22 protein-coding genes are annotated in these 18,108 nt (G+C 29.2%); 5 read left to right on the top strand and 17 right to left on the bottom strand.

The features are described 5' to 3' along the window. The first annotated feature begins 34 nt into the window (after positions 1-34). Both Q5O44_RS05045 and Q5O44_RS05040 read left to right on the top strand, forming a co-directional pair. Positions 35-1,261: an aminopeptidase gene (locus Q5O44_RS05045; protein ID WP_022167305.1), complete on the top strand. Its 1,227-nt coding sequence runs from the start codon at positions 35-37 to the stop codon at positions 1,259-1,261. Positions 1,262-1,287: 26 nt separating this feature from the next. Then, the gene (locus Q5O44_RS05040) at positions 1,288-2,181 is read left to right on the top strand and encodes an NAD-dependent epimerase/dehydratase family protein (protein ID WP_022167304.1); all 894 of its coding nucleotides are present in this window, start codon (positions 1,288-1,290) and stop codon (positions 2,179-2,181) included. 144 nt (positions 2,182-2,325) lie between these two features. Here Q5O44_RS05040 and Q5O44_RS05035 read toward each other — a convergent pair whose 3' ends face one another. The 4 genes from Q5O44_RS05035 to Q5O44_RS05020 all read right to left on the bottom strand — a co-directional run bounded on the left by Q5O44_RS05035 (position 2,326) and on the right by Q5O44_RS05020 (position 5,411). Beyond that, positions 2,326-2,493, bottom strand: a complete 168-nt coding sequence (locus tag Q5O44_RS05035; protein WP_022167303.1) for a hypothetical protein — start codon at positions 2,491-2,493, stop codon at positions 2,326-2,328. 62 nt (positions 2,494-2,555) lie between these two features. Further along, on the bottom strand, positions 2,556-3,764 hold the full coding sequence (locus Q5O44_RS05030; RefSeq protein ID WP_022167302.1) for an NADP-dependent isocitrate dehydrogenase: 1,209 nt from the start codon (positions 3,762-3,764) through the stop codon (positions 2,556-2,558). Between the two features lie 207 nt (positions 3,765-3,971). Beyond that, the gene (locus tag Q5O44_RS05025; RefSeq protein ID WP_022167301.1) at positions 3,972-4,241 is read right to left on the bottom strand and encodes a hypothetical protein; all 270 of its coding nucleotides are present in this window, start codon (positions 4,239-4,241) and stop codon (positions 3,972-3,974) included. Positions 4,242-4,391: 150 nt separating this feature from the next. Then, the gene (locus Q5O44_RS05020) at positions 4,392-5,411 is read right to left on the bottom strand and encodes a pyruvate kinase (RefSeq protein WP_022167300.1); all 1,020 of its coding nucleotides are present in this window, start codon (positions 5,409-5,411) and stop codon (positions 4,392-4,394) included. A 157-nt stretch (positions 5,412-5,568) separates the two neighbouring features. On the opposite strand from Q5O44_RS05020, the gene Q5O44_RS05015 reads away from it, so the two are divergent. Both Q5O44_RS05015 and Q5O44_RS05010 read left to right on the top strand, forming a co-directional pair. Then, positions 5,569-5,967, top strand: coding sequence for a hypothetical protein (locus Q5O44_RS05015; RefSeq protein ID WP_022167299.1), 399 nt, complete (start codon positions 5,569-5,571; stop codon positions 5,965-5,967). 136 nt (positions 5,968-6,103) lie between these two features. Beyond that, a complete protein-coding gene (locus Q5O44_RS05010) occupies positions 6,104-6,601 on the top strand; it encodes a DUF4883 family protein (protein WP_022167298.1) in 498 nt (165 codons plus the stop codon). A gap of 43 nt (positions 6,602-6,644) precedes the next feature. Here the strand turns inward: Q5O44_RS05010 and folK are convergent, their stop codons facing one another. The 7 genes from folK to Q5O44_RS04975 are packed head-to-tail and all read right to left on the bottom strand — an operon-like array spanning position 6,645 to position 12,015. Continuing rightward, on the bottom strand, positions 6,645-7,460 hold the full coding sequence (gene folK, locus Q5O44_RS05005; protein WP_022167297.1) for a 2-amino-4-hydroxy-6-hydroxymethyldihydropteridine diphosphokinase: 816 nt from the start codon (positions 7,458-7,460) through the stop codon (positions 6,645-6,647). Between the two features lie 9 nt (positions 7,461-7,469). Then, positions 7,470-8,279: a dihydropteroate synthase gene (gene folP / locus Q5O44_RS05000; RefSeq protein ID WP_022167296.1), complete on the bottom strand. Its 810-nt coding sequence runs from the start codon at positions 8,277-8,279 to the stop codon at positions 7,470-7,472. A gap of 18 nt (positions 8,280-8,297) precedes the next feature. Next, the gene (locus Q5O44_RS04995) at positions 8,298-8,771 is read right to left on the bottom strand and encodes an HD domain-containing protein (protein ID WP_022167295.1); all 474 of its coding nucleotides are present in this window, start codon (positions 8,769-8,771) and stop codon (positions 8,298-8,300) included. A gap of 8 nt (positions 8,772-8,779) precedes the next feature. Continuing rightward, positions 8,780-9,334 carry a GTP cyclohydrolase I FolE gene (gene folE / locus Q5O44_RS04990; protein WP_022167294.1) on the bottom strand — a complete coding sequence of 185 codons (555 nt, stop codon included), beginning with the start codon at positions 9,332-9,334 and terminating at the stop codon, positions 8,780-8,782. A gap of 14 nt (positions 9,335-9,348) precedes the next feature. Next, a complete protein-coding gene (locus Q5O44_RS04985) occupies positions 9,349-10,086 on the bottom strand; it encodes an aminotransferase class IV (protein WP_022167293.1) in 738 nt (245 codons plus the stop codon). Then, positions 10,086-11,426: an aminodeoxychorismate synthase component I gene (gene pabB / locus Q5O44_RS04980; RefSeq protein WP_022167292.1), complete on the bottom strand. Its 1,341-nt coding sequence runs from the start codon at positions 11,424-11,426 to the stop codon at positions 10,086-10,088. The genes Q5O44_RS04985 and pabB overlap by 1 nt, the downstream gene beginning before the upstream one ends. A 10-nt stretch (positions 11,427-11,436) precedes the next feature. Continuing rightward, the gene (locus tag Q5O44_RS04975; RefSeq protein WP_022167291.1) at positions 11,437-12,015 is read right to left on the bottom strand and encodes an aminodeoxychorismate/anthranilate synthase component II; all 579 of its coding nucleotides are present in this window, start codon (positions 12,013-12,015) and stop codon (positions 11,437-11,439) included. Between the two features lie 116 nt (positions 12,016-12,131). Between Q5O44_RS04975 and Q5O44_RS04970 the strand changes: the two genes are divergently transcribed. Next, positions 12,132-12,959: a PHP domain-containing protein gene (locus Q5O44_RS04970; RefSeq protein ID WP_022167290.1), complete on the top strand. Its 828-nt coding sequence runs from the start codon at positions 12,132-12,134 to the stop codon at positions 12,957-12,959. Positions 12,960-13,111: 152 nt separating this feature from the next. Here Q5O44_RS04970 and Q5O44_RS04965 read toward each other — a convergent pair whose 3' ends face one another. From Q5O44_RS04965 to Q5O44_RS04940, 6 genes are all read right to left on the bottom strand, one after another. Beyond that, entirely contained in the window at positions 13,112-14,494 is a 1,383-nt protein-coding gene (locus Q5O44_RS04965; RefSeq protein WP_022167289.1) for an aminopeptidase, read from the bottom strand. Positions 14,495-14,506: 12 nt separating this feature from the next. Next, complete coding sequence (hprK, locus tag Q5O44_RS04960; protein ID WP_022167288.1) at positions 14,507-15,424, bottom strand: HPr(Ser) kinase/phosphatase; 918 nt, start codon at positions 15,422-15,424, stop codon at positions 14,507-14,509. Between the two features lie 13 nt (positions 15,425-15,437). Beyond that, a complete protein-coding gene (locus tag Q5O44_RS04955; RefSeq protein ID WP_022167287.1) occupies positions 15,438-15,635 on the bottom strand; it encodes a DUF896 domain-containing protein in 198 nt (65 codons plus the stop codon). Positions 15,636-15,825: 190 nt separating this feature from the next. Further along, entirely contained in the window at positions 15,826-17,082 is a 1,257-nt protein-coding gene (locus tag Q5O44_RS04950; protein WP_022167286.1) for a sensor histidine kinase, read from the bottom strand. A gap of 12 nt (positions 17,083-17,094) precedes the next feature. Next, a complete protein-coding gene (locus Q5O44_RS04945) occupies positions 17,095-17,217 on the bottom strand; it encodes a hypothetical protein (RefSeq protein ID WP_022167285.1) in 123 nt (40 codons plus the stop codon). Positions 17,218-17,233: 16 nt separating this feature from the next. Next, positions 17,234-17,788, bottom strand: coding sequence for an accessory gene regulator ArgB-like protein (locus tag Q5O44_RS04940; protein ID WP_022167284.1), 555 nt, complete (start codon positions 17,786-17,788; stop codon positions 17,234-17,236). Positions 17,789-18,108 lie beyond the last annotated feature (320 nt).

Raw genomic sequence — 18,108 nt, 5'->3', positions numbered from 1 at the left:
TATTTTATTTAAAATAAGCTTAGAGGTGTTTAAAATGAATGATGAATTATTAAAAAAATATGCTAGACTAGCAGTGGAAATGGGTGTTAACTTAAAGGAAAATGATACTCTTTGTATTAATACTCCAATTGAAACTGCTGAGTTTGCAAGATTTATTGCTGAAGCTGCCTATGCAGTAGGTGCTAAAGATGTTATTGTAAACTATAGCGATGCTAAACTTAACAAAATAAGACTATTAAATAGCTCTGTAGATACATTATCTACTTTACCTGAATGGTTTGGTGAAAATTATAACTATTACGCTAGAAATGGTGCATGTTTTATTTCTATCTCTGCATCTGATCCTGATGCATTTAGCGGAGTACCTATGGAAAATATAGCTGCATACTCCAAAGCAAGAAGTATAGCTTTAAAGGAATATTCTGAAGCAGCAACAGCTAATAAGGTTAGATGGTGTGTACTATCTTATCCAACTCTTGCCTGGGCTAAGAAAGTCTTCCCTGATGCTACCGATGCTGAGGCTTTAACTAAGCTTGGCGGTGCAATAATTAGTGCAGTAAGAGTAGATACTGCTGACCCAGTTGAAGCATGGAATAACCATAATGCTGCCATTGCAAAGAGTCTTGATTTCATGAACAAGAATAACTTTAAATCTTTACATTTAAAAAGCAGCAATGGTACTGATTTAACTGTAGAACTTCCTGAAAACCATTATTGGGCTGGTGGAAGTGAAGCTGATACTAAAGGTATTTTATTCAATGCCAATATGCCTACTGAAGAAGTATTTACTTTACCTAAGAGAACTGGCGTTAATGGTATAGTATTTTCTTCAAAACCACTTAGCTATAATGGTAATTTAATAAATGATTTTTCAATAACTTTCAAGGATGGAAAAGCTATTGATTTTGATGCAAAGGAAGGAAAAGAAGTGTTATCTCAGCTTCTTGATACTGATGAAGGTGCAAGATACCTAGGTGAAATAGCCTTAGTTCCTTTTGATTCACCAATATCAAATTCTAACTTAATATTCTACAATACTCTATTTGATGAAAATGCAGCTTGTCACCTTGCTTTTGGTAGAGCTTATCCATGTATAAAAGGTTCTGAAAATTTAAGCGAAGAACAACTGAAAGAACTTGGTGTTAACGATTCATTAATCCATGTAGATTTTATGATTGGAACAGCTGATTTAGAAGTAACAGGTTATACTAATGATGGAACAGAGGTTTCTGTATTTAAAAATGGTAATTGGGTATTTTAATTAATAGCACATTTAGGAGGGGTATTATGGCAAATATATTAGTTTTAGGTGGTAGCGGATTTGTAAGTGAAGCCTTATCAAAATATTTAATTAGAAGAGGATATTCAATTGATATACTAACAAGAGGAAAAAAGAAAATATCTTTTGATGGCTACGAAAACCATATCCTTTGTGATAGACATGATAAAGCAGCCATGAAAGAAGCTTTAAAGGATAAAAAATATTCTTATGTATTTGATATATCTGGCTACACAAAAAATGATATAGAAATATTGTTTAATGCTTTAGTTGATTTAAAATCACTTGAAAAGTATGTTTTTTGCTCTTCTGCTTCTGTTTATGGCGATCACCATGATCTTGTAACAGAAGAGTCTCCTGTTGATAGAAATTCAATTTGGGGTGATTACAGCTTAAATAAAATTGAATGTGAAGAATTCATTATGGCAAAAGTTAAGGAAGGAGACTTAAAAGCAACTATCTTCAGACCAACATATATCTATGGCGAAGGTAACACATTAAAGAGAGAATCTTACTTCTTTGATAAAATCATTAATGATGAAGTAATTCAAATTCCTGATGAAGATACAAAGGTTCAATTTATCCATATAGAAGATTTGGTTAAGAACTTTGAATGTGCTATGTACAATAAATTTGATGGCAGAATTTATAACCTTACACATCCTGTAAGATATACTTTTGAAGAACTTGTTATGGCATGTGCTGAGGCTGTGGGAAAAGATGCTATAATTAATAAAGTCCCTCGTGAAGAAATTGAATTTTTCCCATTTAGGAAGTTCAACTTTAATGTAAGCATTATGGATATGAGAGAAAATGGTTTCCACTCACCAATGGTAACACTAAATGAAGGACTAAATTTTGCATATAACTGGTATAAAAACAACAAAAAAAATGCTGCTTAACTGCAGCACTTTTTTTAATTATGAATTATGAATTAAGAATGATGAATTAAGGTTGAAACTCAAAGAGTTTCTAAAACTTATATTATTTAAAACTCCCTCTATGGGAGTTTTTTCCTAAATTCATCACTCATCATTCATCATTATCTAAGCTTGTTTATTTTCATCTCTTGGCTTATCCTTGCCTAGCTTTCTTGATTCTTTGGAAAATCCTACTTCATTTGCTGTTTCTGTTTTCATCTTTCTTAATTCTGCTCTAGTCTTTTGACCAGATTTTTTATTATTTTTTGAATTTTTATTATTCTTATGTGCCATGATAATCCCTCCTCTTACATAAATTATTTTGTGTAAGGAGAAGCTATTTTACACATAAGGATTTATAGTAATCTTTCCAATCTTTCTCTTATAGCCTTAATAAAGCCTTCTGTATCAGTAATTTGTACATCTTTTAACTCTGTAAGAAGTGCCAAGTCTTTAGTCATGACACCTTCATTTATGGTATCAATAGATGCTTTTTCTAAATTATCAGCAAAAGTAACAAGGTCTCTTAGTCCGTCCATTTCTCCTCTTTTTCTTAAGGCACCGCTCCAAGCAAAAATTGTAGCTATGGAGTTAGTTGAAGTGCTTATGCCCTTTAAATAATTGTAATAATGTCTTTGTACAGTACCGTGAGCTGCTTCATATTCATAATACCCTTCTGGTGAAACAAGAACGGAAGTCATCATAGCTAATGATCCAAAAGCTGTTGCTATCATATCACTCATTACATCACCATCATAATTTTTAAGTGCCCATATGAATCCACCTTTTGACTTTATAACTCTTGCAACTGCATCATCAATTAAAGTATAAAAATACTCTATTCCAAGGCTATCAAATCTTTCTTTATATTCCTTTTCATAAATTTCAGCAAATATATCTTTAAAAGTATGGTCATATTTTTTAGAAATTGTATCCTTGGCAGAAAACCATAAATCTTGCTTAGTATCTATAGCATAATTAAAGCAACTCCTAGCAAAGCTTTCTATAGAATTTTTCTTATTATGCATTGCCATAACAATTCCTTCTTCATGAAAATCATGGATAAGTTCTTCACTTACTTCTCCATTGCTATCTTCAAATACAAGTTTCGCCTTCCCTGAACCTGAAATTTTCATCTCTACATCTTTATATATATCGCCATACGCATGTCTTGCAATGGTTATTGGCTCTTGCCATGTTCTAACATATGGCTTGATAGAATCTATAGTTATAGGACTTCTAAATACTGTTCCGTCTAGAATAGCCCTTATTGTCCCATTAGGACTCTTCCACATTTCTTTTAAGTTATATTCTTTTACCCTATCTTTATTTGGAGTTATTGTTGCACATTTGACACCTACACCATATTTTTTAATAGCATTAGCCGCTTCTACAGTAACCCTGTCATCTGTTTCATTTCTATATTTTAATCCTAAATCATAATATTCTGTTTTTAATTCTATAAAAGGATTTAATAACTCTTCTTTAATGATGCCCCATATTATTCTAGTCATTTCATCTCCATCCATTTCCACCAATGGATTAATCATTTTTATCTTGCTCATAAATACGCCCCCTTATTTTCTTTATTATACAATTATGTATTTATTATACATTTATTTTGTAGCATTAGCAAAGATTTCCTTCATATTTTTTATTTTTTATTACCTTATTAATGTTTTTAAGATATTTTTTGCAATTTGTTTTTTATTTCTTGCAAAATCTTTTAAATTTGCTCTAAAATAAAAAAATCAGCTTTTCAGCTGATTTTACTATTTTACATCTTTATAATCTACATCTATTACTTCTCCATTTTCTGAATCAAATGGGTTTTCTTCCTCTGATGGTTTTGTTGTATATACGCTTGCCTTTTCATTACCTTCTTTCTTATGTGCCAATATCACTTTAATCTTTCTATATATAAAAATTACTAAAGCTGCTACTAATACATATGGTAACATAAAACTTACAAATCTAATTATTATAACTAATATGGCTATCATTATTGCCAAAGATAATATACTTCTTAAACTTCCATTCATTAAAACAACCTCAACTCTCCATTTTTTCTTATCTGTTGAATATATTATACTACCTTAGTCCACACTTTGCAATATAAGTTATTAATTATTTTTAAAAATGGTTTTTTATATCATTTAAGATGGTGTTATTATAAATATAACAAAATTTACTTAATTATAATATTCTATAAGACTTTTTAAAAATAAAAAGGTCTCCACTGGGTGTTTCCCTATAGATGTCTCCCCTGCTAATAAAAAACCATTGATTCCATTTACTATAAAACTAAATATACTCTCTACTTCTGTATATCTTGCTCTATTACCTTTAATCATGCTATCTAATAAATGAGTTGCCATAATTATTTTGTCTTCATAACCTTTTTCTTTTAGCTTATTTATAGCTATGTGTTGATTTTTTACGGCATCCTTAATTCCACATTCCGGCATTAAATCTCCTCTTGCAATTATAATTCCATCTACATTTTCACAAATTTCTTCTATATTATTAATTCCTTTTTTTGTTTCAACCTTACCATAATACAGTATATCTTTGCTACTTTTATTATTTTTTTCCACAAACTCTTTTAGCTCTATAATATCTTTTTTGCTTTCCACATAAGATTGACAAAAGCTATGGATGTCATGATTCAATGCCCATATTATACTTTCTTTATCTAATGTACTTAATTTCCCTCCATCCATAGCTAGTGAAGGAATATTGCATCCTTTTCCACCTCTGATTATTCCTTCATTTAATACTCGTGCTTTAATTATACCTTTACTTTGGTCTAATACCTCAAAATTCATGGTATCATCTTTCATAGATATTTTATTTACTTTATATTTATTTATATTCTTACTATTAATATTAAGAGGAATTAAGTTCTTTAAAATTCTTTTATCTTTTAATAAATAATTATACATATCTTCTCCACAAAAATATACTATATCTTCCATATGTATCTTATAGGTTGAAAAGACTATTTCACTTACTCTTACTTTACGTCCCCGTAAATCTCCTATTATTTCAACCTTCTTGTTACTATTTCGTACTTCTGCTACTATCTTATCAAATTCTTCATCATGAAAATGTGAAAAATTCAATCTAATGCTTTCTAATCCTGAGGTAATTAACTGTCTTAAGACCTGACTCTTCATGGAGCTTGGCCCTATAGTAGCTATAATTTTCATCATAACCTCTTTATGCTATTATTCTATTTAATTTTATTACTTTTATTTTTTTTTATTCCTTTTATATTCACATTTTATATACTCTCAACATATTATATTAACAAATAACATAATTTTCTTATGTTATTTATATATATTTAATTTAGGATGTAGTACCATGAAAAAATTCACAGTAAAAGTCTTAATCACATTATCTAAATTAAATAACTCAGCAAAAATTTTATTAGTATTAGCTACTGTTTGTTTAATTCAGACTATCTGCGTAATGTTATTTAATTTAGAGGGTTCCTCCCCTTCTGAAGTAACCATTCGCTCAGCAATGTCATCAATTTTCGGATATTTTTTTGGTCATCAGTGTAAAAATCACTTTAATATAGTTAATTATAATAGCCAGATATACTTTGCAGGTTTTATATCTTTTATAACTTTAGGAGCAATAATTTTAATGACTTGGCTTCCTATTAATCAAAACACACCAGCAACAGCTGATATAAGAAATCTTCTATTAACCACAGTAGGTTTCCTTATATGCATGGTTAAACAAGTTGATGAATAACATCTGAAAAAATCGTATAAAAAGGAACTATACCTTGTATTAAGTATAGCTCCTCTTTATTTAACTGAAATAAATCTGTTCTAAATATACTTAATATCTAATAAATATAAATAGAACTTTTATTATGGAGGATATAATGAAATATATAAAATTAGTATTTACAATTTTCATTTGTTTTATTTTATGTGGTTGCTTTTTAGATGATCCTAAATATATAACTTTCGAAACCAAGCCTACTACATACTATTATTCAGATGAACTATATAGCAAACTTAAGGAAAATCCTTCATTTACATTGCAAGTATTTGATTGTGTTTTATATAAATATTATGATGTACCTAAAGAAGATTATGACATTGCTGAATCCTTCCTTACTTCTTTACGTACAGAAAATTATTTAACTGAACTTCCTGATAAATATAAGAAAAGCAAACCACAATATAGGCTTATTATTTCCTTAGGTAGCTCAAAATATATTATTAATGCCTATTCTACAGAGTTAGATACAATTCATCCTTACGATGGTTCCTTTCAAGAAGATATTATTGACAGTACAAAGAATGTTGATGCACGTAATAATATTTATGATTTTTGCGTATACGTTGCAAATGAAAAATGTAAATTACAAAATTAAAGTTGAAGCTCACTCTAAGAACTTCAACTTTAACTTTTCATTTTTAATTTTTAATTTTTTCTAGTAGTTCAAAAGCTCTCTTATTTTTTAAAGGATGAATTGCATATGGAGCTATCTCACAAAGAGGCTGTAGAACAAATTCTCTTAAATGCATCAGCGGATGAGGCAATATGACAAACTCATCATTGCTTACTAAATCATCAAATAGTATTATATCTAAATCTATGGTTCTTGGTCCCCACTTGATTTCTCTCTTTCTCTCTAATAAGCTTTCTATATTTAGAAGTTCAGCCATTAATTCATTTGGCTTTAGATATGTTTCCACTTCTATTACGGCATTTAAGAAGTCTTCTTGATCTTCCTTACCCCAAGGCTTAGTTACTAAAAGCTCCGATTCCTTTGTAACTTTTGTTCCTTCTAGCTCACTAATCTTTTCTATGGCTTTTCTAATATATTTCTCTTTATTGCCCATATTGCTGCCTAATGCTATATAAGCCTTATGACGAGCAATGGTAGTTTCCACTGCTGCATAATCTAAATGTCTTCCTATTGGCGCCCATGGCTTCTTTAATGATACCTTAACTTTCTTTACCACTTCATAAGTATCAAGGACATATGCTCCTATTTTATATACTAAAGTTTCTAATAAGTCACAAACCTCTCCATTAAATACTTTTTCAACATTGTGACATAACTCTCCGTAATGCACTGAAGCACTTAAATCACCATTTTTAGCAGCTTTACTAAAATCTAAAGATAATTCTAGTGATAATATAAATTTCTGACCTAAAGTTTTTTCTTCTTGAAACACTCCATGGTTAGCAAAAATCTCTATGTTTTTTAAATATATCTTATCCATCTATTCTCCTTACTTTGCTCTAAGGATTGTATCTGTCATTATACATACCCTCTTATTTTCTAAAACATCATGAACTCTAATGATTTCACAGCCAGCCATTATTCCTATTACTGTTGTGGCAAGGGTTCCTTCTAGTCTTTGATCCACTGGTAAATCTAATGCTATGCCTATCATTGATTTTCTTGAAGTTGCAAGAAGTACTGGATATCCCATATCCTTAATCCATTTTAAGTTATTCATCACCATAAGATTTTCTTCATATGTCTTAGCAAAACCTATACCTGGATCTAATATTATATTTTCTTTCTTTACCCCTGCCTCTAAAGCAATATCTATACTTTCTTTTAAATCGCTAATAAACTCTTTTTCTAAATCTACATATGGTTTAGCTATTCTGTTGTGCATTAATATGCATGGTACATTATACTTGGCTGCTATCTTTGCCATAGCTTCATCCTTTTTAAAGCCCCATACATCATTAATTATATCTGCACCAGCTTTTATGGCTGCTTCTGCTGTATCACTATTATAAGTATCAATAGAAATAACTACATCCATTTCTTTTCTTATAGCTTCAATAACTGGAACAACTCTACTTATTTCCTCTTCAATAGAAACAGCTTTTGCACCTGGTCTAGTAGATTCTCCACCGATATCAATTATATCTGCTCCATCAGCAACAAGTTTTCTCACTTGCATTAATGCAGCTTCTATTTCATTGAATTTTCCTCCATCAGAAAATGAATCTGGAGTAACATTAAGTATCCCCATAATATATGTTCTTTCACCAAAGTTAAATTCAGTATTTCTAATTTTCAAAACTTTTCCCCCTAAACCTTAGTACTTTATCTCTAAATTTCTTTTTTCTAGAGGCCAATTACACTCCTTAGCGGCTTTACATTTATAGCATGCCCTTGAAAGCTTATCGCTTTTATAAATAATAGCATTTAAATCATTACTTTCACAATTTCTATGATTTATAATTGCTTCTAAAATCATTGTTTTTTCTTCTTCTTTAAAATCTATATCCTTAAGTATTTCTTTAGCTATATTAAAACTTGCAATATGATGACCAATTCCTTTTTCATACTGCTCTACCCTACCAATATCATGTAAAAGGCCAATGACATAAATAACTTCCTTTGAATATTGTAAATTTTTTTCTAAAACCATCATATAAGCTATTCTGGACATATCTAAGAAATGTTCTAGGTTATGTCTACAAAACTCTCTTTTTTCTTCATATGCTTCTAACCTATTTAAATAATCCTTATAAATGGTACTATTAAATATCTTATTAACTCTTTCCATACATCTACCTACTTTTGAAGCAGCATCATAACTTCTCTTCTTAATGTAGCATCTTCCTTGAAAATACCTCTATATGATGTGGTTACAGTTTTTGTACCTGGCTTTTTAACACCTCTCATAGTCATGCACATATGCTCTCCTTCAACTACTACCATTACGCCTTCTGCATCTAAGTATTTCATTATAGCATCTGCTACCTCACTGCTTAATCTTTCTTGCAATTGTGGTTTTTTTGCATATAATTCTACTGTTCTTGCTAGCTTTGAAAGTCCTGCAACTCTTCCTCTAGGTATATATGCTATATGGGCTTTTCCATAAAAAGGTATTATATGATGCTCGCACATTGAGAAATATGTAATATCTTTTTCGATAACTAAATCATTATTTTCCACTTCAAAAGTTTTTGATAGAATTTCTTCTGCATCCTTACCTAATCCTGAAAATATTTCTTCATACATTCTAGCAATTCTTTCAGGTGTTTCTATTAACCCTTCTCTTTCTAAATCTTCTCCAATTCCTTCAAGTATAAGCTTTGCTCCAGCTATTATCTTTTCCTTATCCATATCGTTATTTCCTCCTAAATTATAAATTGCTCATATTCACTTCTGATTCTTTCTACCATACTTGTGCTGTAGCTTCTTTCTTCAAATTGTACAATCTTCATTATCCCTAAAATTGAATTAGTTATAAAAACTTCATCTGCACTGTATAAATCTTTTTTATCTAAATGTTTTTCACAAACTTTAAAATTTTTTATTACCCAATTTCTTACCACTCCTGGTAATATTCCGTCGCTTATCTTTGGTGTATAAATTTTTTTATCCTTGATAATAAATATGTTGCTAGTGGCTCCTTCAGCTATATTTCCATAAATATTTAAAAATACAACCTCATTAAATCCTTCTTTATTTGCTTTGTTATACTCATAAAGATTTTCATTATAACTTAATGCCTTAAGATAAGTCATCATAGAGGTAGGATTTCTTAAAACAGATGATAGCTTTAGCTTAAATCCATTTTTATAATCTTTCTTAGAATACTTTATTTTTCTTGTGGAAAAAACTATATTCTTTTCTGTTACCACAATTTTTAATACTATATTTTTAAGTTTTTCTTGCTTTATAAAATTCTTAATAAATTCAATATCAATATGCTCTCCTAAACCCATTATATCTATGGACTTATTTAGCCTATTTATATGTTCTTCTAAAAATACTGCTTCCTCTTTTATTAAAATTGTTTCAAAAACTCCCTGTGCAAAATAAAAGCCGCCATCAAGCTTTACATAGTCTTTATTATAACTTATTTCTCTCATTATAACACCTTCATTAATGCTTTTGCTTTATCCAATGTTTCTAGATATTCGTCTTCCTCAATGGATTCATAAGTTATTCCTCCACCAACACCAAAATATGCCTTATTATCTTTCTTTAATATTGTCCTTATAGCTATATTAAAATCACTATTGCCCCTAAAATCAAAGTATCCTATGGCTCCTGTATATATGTTTCTTTTTAAACCTTCTAGCTCCTCAATTATCTCCATAGCCCTTATTTTTGGTGCTCCTGTGATAGATCCTCCAGGGAAGCATTCCTCCATTACCTTTACTGCTGAAATATTATCTTCTAGTTCCCCTTCAATGGTGGATACAAGATGAAATACTGTTGCATACTCTTCCAATGCAAATAGCTCTTTCACCTTTACTGTACCTGCCTTACATACCTTGCTAAAGTCATTACGTTCCAAATCTACAATCATTAATAACTCTGCTTTATCCTTTTCGCTATTAATTAGTTCAAGCTTATTTCTTTCATCTTCCCCTGCACTACTACCTCTAGGCCTTGTACCCTTTATAGGCCTAGTATGAGCAATTCTTTCTTTTATCTGAATGAATCTTTCTGGCGATGAACTTATAATTTGAAAATCATTAAAATTTAAATACGCTGAAAAAGGAGCCTTATTAATCTTTCTCAACTTTTTATAAATGGTAAAGCTGTCTTCTTCATTATGACAATAAAATCTTTGTGTCATATTGGCAATATAGACATCTCCACTTATTATATAGTCCTTAAGCCTTGTAATAGATTTTTTATATGCTTCTTTTGTAAAATTAGAAATAAATTTTTCTTCTTTATTATAACTGAATTCTTCATCTCTTACTTCTATTTGCTCTATTCTTTCAATGATATTTTGTACAGCTTTTTCTTCATCTGCAAAATATGATATATATTGCTTATTCTCAATTAAATCAAATATAATGATATTTCTATAAAAAACAAACTTCATATCAGGAATTTTAAAATCTTCACTACTGCTATCTGGCAGCTCTTCAATTATTCTTCCTGTATCATAAGATATGTATCCCATGCATCCCCCTATTAAAGGAATATTGCTTTTTTCTACTATCTTATCTCTCTTTAATAATTCCTCTAGTATTTTAAAAGGATTTCCTTTTACTTTTACTCCATCTATATATCCATCATTTTGGAAACTACAAAAAGTCATATATGGATTTAAGCCTATAAATGAATATTTTGATAACTTTTCATCTTCTTTAGAACTATCTAAAATAATAGTATCTCTTTCATATCTAAAAGCTTCATAAACTTCACATGGATTTAAACTTAGCTTTATTTCTTTTAAGTGTATGTTCATTTTTTAGCTCCTATTTATAATTATTTACTATATCAATAAAATTCTTTAATATTTTATGTCCATCTTCTGTCAGTTCTGCTTCAGGATGGAATTGTACTCCATATATAGGATAATCCTTATGCTTTACTGCCATTATTACCTGATCCTCTGTTTGGCATATTACTTCTAATTCTGCTGGTATGCTACTATTTTCTATTTCTAAAGAATGATATCTTGTAACCTTTAATGGATTTTTAACATCCTTAAATATATGTTGATTATTATGGACAACTTCACTTATCTTGCCATGCATAGGAACCTTTCCTTTAACAATTTTACCACCAAAATAATGTCCAATACATTGATGCCCAAGGCATATGCCTAAGATAGGTAATTTCCCTTTAAATCTTTCTAAAATCTCAAGACTAATTCCTGCTTGCTTAGGATCCTTTGGCCCTGGCGAAATGACAATTCCTGTTATATCCATATTCTCTATATCATGAATAGTAATTTTATCATTTCTATAAATTATTATTTCTTCCTCTAACTCCTTAAAATACCTTACCAGATTATATACAAAAGAGTCATAGTTATCTATCATTAATAACATTTTTTCCTCCTTTTTTATGCATCGTTTTACAAATTGTGCTACAATATTTATTGATTAATTATATCATATGTTCTTGTTTAATAAAAACTATTAGTTGAAAGGAGAAAGAAATAATTATGACAATATGCGATTTACATACACATTCTACTGCTTCTGATGGAACATCTTCACCTACAGAAGTTGTTAAAAGAGCTAAGGCCGCTAATGTAAAATACTTAGCACTTACTGACCATGATACTGTTTCTGGTATAGAAGAAGCCTTAGACGCTGCTAAAGGCCTTGAAATAACCTTCATTCCTGGTATTGAGTTATCTACTTATTTTAACAAGGAATCTGTTCACGTTTTAGGCTTCTTTAAAGGCGATGGATATAAAGATAAGGATTTAAATGATTTCTTAAACTCAATAAAGACAAAGAGAATTGAAAGAGCTAAAAAGATAGTAGAAAACCTGGCAAAATTCCATGATATTCATATAACTCTTGAATCTATTATGAAAAATGGTAAAGATACCATAGCAAGACCTCATATAGCAAAAGCTATAATGGATGCAGGGTACAACTATGATAAGGAATATATCTTTGAGCATTTCATTGGAAATGATTGTCCTGCTTACATTCCTAGTGTGCAAATAGATACTAAAGAAGGTGTAGAACTTTTAAAGAAACATGGTGCTATAGTAGTTTTAGCTCACCCTGTACTACTAAAGAAAAGCTCTTTCCAAGATGTATTAGCCCTTGGCTTTGATGGTCTTGAAGGAATATATCCTATGAACTCTGAAGAGGATACAGAAAAATTCTTAAGCTATGCTAAAGAACATAACCTTATCACTAGCTGCGGCTCAGACTCTCACGGTGGAGAAGACGACCTTAAACATGGTTCATTAGGCTCAATGGAAATGGATGAAGAATGGCTTACTAAGTTTTTAACTAAGCTTAAAGCTTAGTTAATTATGAATTATGAATTGTTGAATGATGAATTGTGGAATAAACTCCTTAAGGGAGTTTAAAAAATATTTTTAGAAACACTTTGTGTTTCATCCTTAATTCATCATTCATAATAAAAAAAGAAATAGCATTTGCTATTTCTTTTTTTATATTATTCTGCTATAAGGAAGGCTTTGTATCCTCTCATTGTTTCATAGATGTCTACTTTGCTTGCAACTTCCCATGGTGCATGCATATTTTGAAGAGCAACACCACAATCAATTACTTCCATACCGTACTCAGCTAATATATAAGCAATAGTACCGCCGCCTCCTTGGTCAACCTTACCTAATTCAGCCATTTGATATGAAACATCACTTTCATCCATTACATTTCTAAGCCATGCAACAAATTCTGCATTGGCATCATTACATCCACTTTTTCCTCTTGCTCCAGTATATTTAGCAAAAGCTAATCCCTTACCAAAGAATGCAGAGTTTTTCTTTTCATATGCTCCTGCATAATTGGGATCAAAAGCTGCTGTAACATCTGAAGAAAGCATTTTAGAATTAGCTAATGCTCTTCTTAATTTAAGTTCAGAATACTCTCCTACTCTGTCCATTAATTCTGCTACTGCATTTTCAAAGAATCTTGATTGCATTCCTGTAGCTCCTATGCTTCCTACTTCTTCTTTATCTACTAATAATACCACTGAAGTCTTTTTAACACTTTCAGTTTCTAATAAAGCTAATAGAGAAGTATATGCACAAATTCTATCATCATGTCCATATCCAGCAACCATGCTTCTATCTAATCCTAAATCTCTTGCTTTTCCTGCTGGAACAATTTCTATTTCAGCTGACATGAAATCTTCTTCTTCGAAATCATATTTTTCTTTTAATAATTTTAATATATTTGCCTTAACAGCTTCTTTTTCTTCACCTTCTAAAGGCATGCTACCAACTAAGATATTTAAATCTTCTCCAGCAATAACTTCTGTAGCTTTCTTTTGCTGTTGCTCTGATGCTAAATGTACTAACAAATCAGAAACCATAACAACTGGATCAGTTTCTTCTTCTCCAACTACCACGTCTATTTTTGTACCATCTTTTTTAACTACTACACCGTGTAAAGCTAAAGGTATTGTTACCCATTGATATTTCTTAACTCCACCGTAGTAGTGAGTTTCCATTAAAGATAATTCACTATCTTCATATAATGGATTTGGTTTTAAATCCAATCTAGGTGAATCTACGTGGGAACCTATAATTCTCATACCACTTTCAATGCTTTCGCTTCCTATTAAGAATAAAGCTAAAGATTTATCCATGTTGTTATAATATACTTTATCTCCTGCTTTTAGAGATTCTCCAGTAGATATAACATTCTTTAAATCTCTATATCCTTTTGCTTCTGCTAAAGAAATAGCTTCTTTAATTGATTCTCTTTCTGTTTTACAATCTGATATATATTTCTTATATCCTTCACAAAAATGAAAAATTTCTTGTTTTTTAGCATCATCAAATTTTAACCACGCATTTTTTTTACTGCCCATATTCTCATCCTCCTAATTATCTTCTGAAGTCAGATTTTCCATCCTTCTTTCTATAATATCAACAGCACTTATATCTGACATTAAAGAATGTCTATAATTTACTGCTGCTGCCTCAATAATTACTGCAATATTTCTACCAGGTCTTACTGGTACTCTAAGCTTTCTAACATTAACGCCTAATATTTCTTGAGTATCTTGATTAATTCCAAGTCTATCATAATCACCATTATCCTTCCAATGCTCAAAATGCATAACAAGATTTATACCCTTAGACTCTTGCACTGAACTCAATCCATATAGTGCAGTGATGTCAATTATTCCAATTCCTCTCACTTCAAGCATTCCAATAGTAATTTTCGGAGATGTCCCAATAAGTTCTCCATCAATTTCTTTAATATCAACAGCATCATCAGTTACAAGTCTATGTCCTCTTTTAATTAGTTCTAAAGCTGTCTCACTTTTACCAATGCCACTTTCACCTGTAATTAGTATACCTATGCCGTATACATCTACAAGAACACCATGTAATCTAGTTTGTGGTGCAAATTTATCTGATAAATATATAGTCATCTTACTTATAAAGCTGGTAGTAACTGATGTTGTTCTTAATAACCAAGTTTTATTTTTCTTGGCAGCCTTTATAAATTCTTCATGTGGCTCTAATCCTCTTGTTATTACAACACATTTAGAATTAAAACTAAAGTATTTATCCACTCTTTTTCTTCTTAACTCTCTACTCATATCCCCAATAAAACTCCACTCAGCCTTACCAACAACTTGTAATCTTTCAGGAGCAAAGTAGTTATAGAATCCAGCCAATTGAAGCCCTGGCCTATTTATATCATTAACAGTAATCTCTACACCTTTTTCACCTTCAACTAGTACTTCCAAATCAAAATCTTTAATTAATGTTTCTACTGTAACTGACAATATTTATCACCCTTTATTTTTTTTGCTTATTTTTTGGTTCTATTCCTGCAAGTTGACTTCTAAAGTTTGCCTTAACTCTGTCTATATAAATTCTTCTTAAATGAGCTTGTTCTTCTTTTTCAGCTTCATTTAATCCTTCTTCCTTGCTTTTTTTATATAATTCATTTATCCTAGCTGTTATTACATCTATTTTTGCATTTGTATAATCCATTTTAACATTTCCTTTCGTAATTAGCTTCTTATGATTATTTTACATTTTTTTCTTATGAATATCAACTTTATATTACAAAATTACTTCTTTTTTATTTATCTCCAAATTATAAATTAATTATTTATTAAAAGTTCAAGAAAAAAAGAGATGTCTTAAACACCTCTTTTCGTAAAAATTTATTTATATTGCTTCAAATTTCTCTCTTAGGAAACTTTATTTTAAATTCTGTAAAGGAATCATTGCTCTTTACACTTATGTTGCCATTATTTCTCTCTATAATTTCCTTAGTAATTGATAATCCAAATCCATTTTCTTTATTTTGATTTTCTTTTGTAGTAAATCCAGTATCAAAAATTTTATCTATTATAGATTCATCAATTTTAGGTCCATTATTTTTTATTTTTACTATAACAGATCTTATAGCATAATATGTTGTTATTTCTATTATACCTTTGCCATCTAGTGCTGTAACTGCATTTCTTAATATATTAGAAATAACTCTTTGATAATCAATTTCAGAAATATTTACATCATCAAAATTTATTTCATCATTTATAATAATATTTATTCCCTTATGTTCTATTCCATAAACAATATCTGCTATACTAGAATTTGGTTTATTTATTACATCTACTTCTGAAGAAATAGCACTATTATCATTTATAATATTTTTAAGTGCATCTCCTAATTTATCATATTTCTTCATTAAATGTAATCCATATAAATATGATATTTGTGAACCATAATCATGCTTAATTTTTTTAAGTTCTTCATTCTTTTTTTCTAAAAAACTATTGGCAATTAAAACTTGATTAGATTTTTTTTCAATATTTGAAAAATATATAGTTATTCCTATCATAAAAAATCCTAAAAATATAAATAAGAATTCTTTAAATAAAGGATTATCCATATCATATGCTAATCCATTAAATGATACTATAAAATCAATTAACACAGTAACTATAATTAATGATACTATTGATACACTTTTACTTTTAATAACTTTATACGTAGAATTTATAAAATTCATATTGTATAATATAATAGTAAATAGTATGTATTGTGGAAAATACATAAATATAAGCATTCCTATTTCCATATATTTTTCTGAAATTTTACTTACCATATATCCTAAATAAATATTTGAACTTAATATCATAACTATTCCAATTAATAAATAGACTATACTAAATCCTATCATAGCATCTAAAGGTTCTTCTTTAAATATTATGGCTCCAGAAATTAATATTATTAAATGGATAAATATAGAGCCTAAACTTGAATTACCTACAATTAGTGTAATTCCCTGTATTACTCCCCACAAAATTACTATCCAAGTTACCATACTTATTATGCTTCTTTTAGTTTTACTACAGTAATTTGAAACATAAATAAACATAATGCTTTGTAATATGCTATTAATTGAGTCTGATATATTGATGATCACTTTTTCTCCTAATTATCTTAATTTCTTCATTGATTCTGGCATTTCTTCTGCCCCTATCATTAATGCAGATGCTGTTCCTAAATTTACAAACACTGCTGAAAGGCATAATAAACAACCTGCTAACATTTTTTTCATTCTAACTCCACCTCTTTCATTTACGTTTATTGAACATTAACATAGTTTGTACAACATTGGTTAAGCATATAAGCTCTCCATATTTTGTACTATTACAAATAACAATTGATATCAATCCTAATAATGATATACTTATTAAACCAATTCTTCTATTTCTCTTTATAAGCTTTTCTTTAGTTAATGGCATTTTATCATTAATTATAGGAGCTTTATGATATACACAAAATATACTAAATAAATTTAATATTAAAATAGCCATAATATTTAATTCCATATTTCTCTCTAATAAAATTAAACTAAATACTATTAGAAATGTTGCAAAAAAACATTTTATTTGACTATCTTCATGATATCCTCCTATAAAAGGCTTGGATATTATCATTGAAATTAATACTACTAATCCTTCTTTGAAAAATCCTAAAAAATATAAACTTAACAATAGAAAAATAAATTTTATTAACTCATAGATAATTATAGCTAAACTATACTCTATTTGTTCTTTCTGATCAGTATTGTAATTTGCATATTTGGATAAATCATTTACAACTAATTTCGTTATTTTTTTTACCATAATAGACCATATTGACTCATTTATTACATATTTACCTAGTAACTATATCATATATTGATAAATAATACCATATATTTTAATTTTTTTTTTTTATTTTTATAAAAAGTAAAAAAAACTACAAATATCCACAGCATATTCCTTTTAAAATTAATATAAGCATAATAAAGGAGGTATTTTTCATACCTCCTTTATTATGCTTATATAATTGCCAACTTATTTGATATTTTAGGAATCTTTATTTTAAATTCTGTAAAAGAATCATTGCTTTTTACACTTATGCTACCATTATTTCTCTCTATAATTTCCTTAGTAATTGATAA

Source organism: Clostridium sp. CAG:221, from assembly GCA_000435835.1.
Taxonomy (GTDB): domain Bacteria; phylum Bacillota; class Clostridia; order Clostridiales; family Clostridiaceae; genus Clostridium.
The sequence above is the reverse complement of the archived record's forward strand: the minus strand, read 5'-3'. Positions and strand labels throughout refer to the sequence as shown.

Bases quoted from the DNA above. Each gene is read 5' to 3' on its own strand.
- Q5O44_RS05045 (WP_022167305.1), top strand. From the start codon at position 35: ATGAATGATGAATTATTAAAAAAATATGCTAGACTAGCAGTGGAAATG.
- Q5O44_RS05040 (WP_022167304.1), top strand. From the start codon at position 1,288: ATGGCAAATATATTAGTTTTAGGTGGTAGCGGATTTGTAAGTGAAGCC.
- Q5O44_RS05035 (WP_022167303.1), bottom strand. From the start codon at position 2,493: ATGGCACATAAGAATAATAAAAATTCAAAAAATAATAAAAAATCTGGT.
- Q5O44_RS05030 (WP_022167302.1), bottom strand. From the start codon at position 3,764: ATGAGCAAGATAAAAATGATTAATCCATTGGTGGAAATGGATGGAGAT.
- Q5O44_RS05025 (WP_022167301.1), bottom strand. From the start codon at position 4,241: ATGAATGGAAGTTTAAGAAGTATATTATCTTTGGCAATAATGATAGCC.
- Q5O44_RS05020 (WP_022167300.1), bottom strand. From the start codon at position 5,411: ATGAAAATTATAGCTACTATAGGGCCAAGCTCCATGAAGAGTCAGGTC.
- Q5O44_RS05015 (WP_022167299.1), top strand. From the start codon at position 5,569: ATGAAAAAATTCACAGTAAAAGTCTTAATCACATTATCTAAATTAAAT.
- Q5O44_RS05010 (WP_022167298.1), top strand. From the start codon at position 6,104: ATGAAATATATAAAATTAGTATTTACAATTTTCATTTGTTTTATTTTA.
- folK (WP_022167297.1), bottom strand. From the start codon at position 7,460: ATGGATAAGATATATTTAAAAAACATAGAGATTTTTGCTAACCATGGA.
- Q5O44_RS04995 (WP_022167295.1), bottom strand. From the start codon at position 8,771: ATGGAAAGAGTTAATAAGATATTTAATAGTACCATTTATAAGGATTAT.
- folE (WP_022167294.1), bottom strand. From the start codon at position 9,334: ATGGATAAGGAAAAGATAATAGCTGGAGCAAAGCTTATACTTGAAGGA.
- Q5O44_RS04985 (WP_022167293.1), bottom strand. From the start codon at position 10,086: ATGAGAGAAATAAGTTATAATAAAGACTATGTAAAGCTTGATGGCGGC.
- pabB (WP_022167292.1), bottom strand. From the start codon at position 11,426: ATGAACATACACTTAAAAGAAATAAAGCTAAGTTTAAATCCATGTGAA.
- Q5O44_RS04975 (WP_022167291.1), bottom strand. From the start codon at position 12,015: ATGTTATTAATGATAGATAACTATGACTCTTTTGTATATAATCTGGTA.
- Q5O44_RS04970 (WP_022167290.1), top strand. From the start codon at position 12,132: ATGACAATATGCGATTTACATACACATTCTACTGCTTCTGATGGAACA.
- Q5O44_RS04965 (WP_022167289.1), bottom strand. From the start codon at position 14,494: ATGGGCAGTAAAAAAAATGCGTGGTTAAAATTTGATGATGCTAAAAAA.
- Q5O44_RS04955 (WP_022167287.1), bottom strand. From the start codon at position 15,635: ATGGATTATACAAATGCAAAAATAGATGTAATAACAGCTAGGATAAAT.
- Q5O44_RS04945 (WP_022167285.1), bottom strand. From the start codon at position 17,217: ATGAAAAAAATGTTAGCAGGTTGTTTATTATGCCTTTCAGCAGTGTTT.
- Q5O44_RS04940 (WP_022167284.1), bottom strand. From the start codon at position 17,788: ATGGTAAAAAAAATAACGAAATTAGTTGTAAATGATTTATCCAAATAT.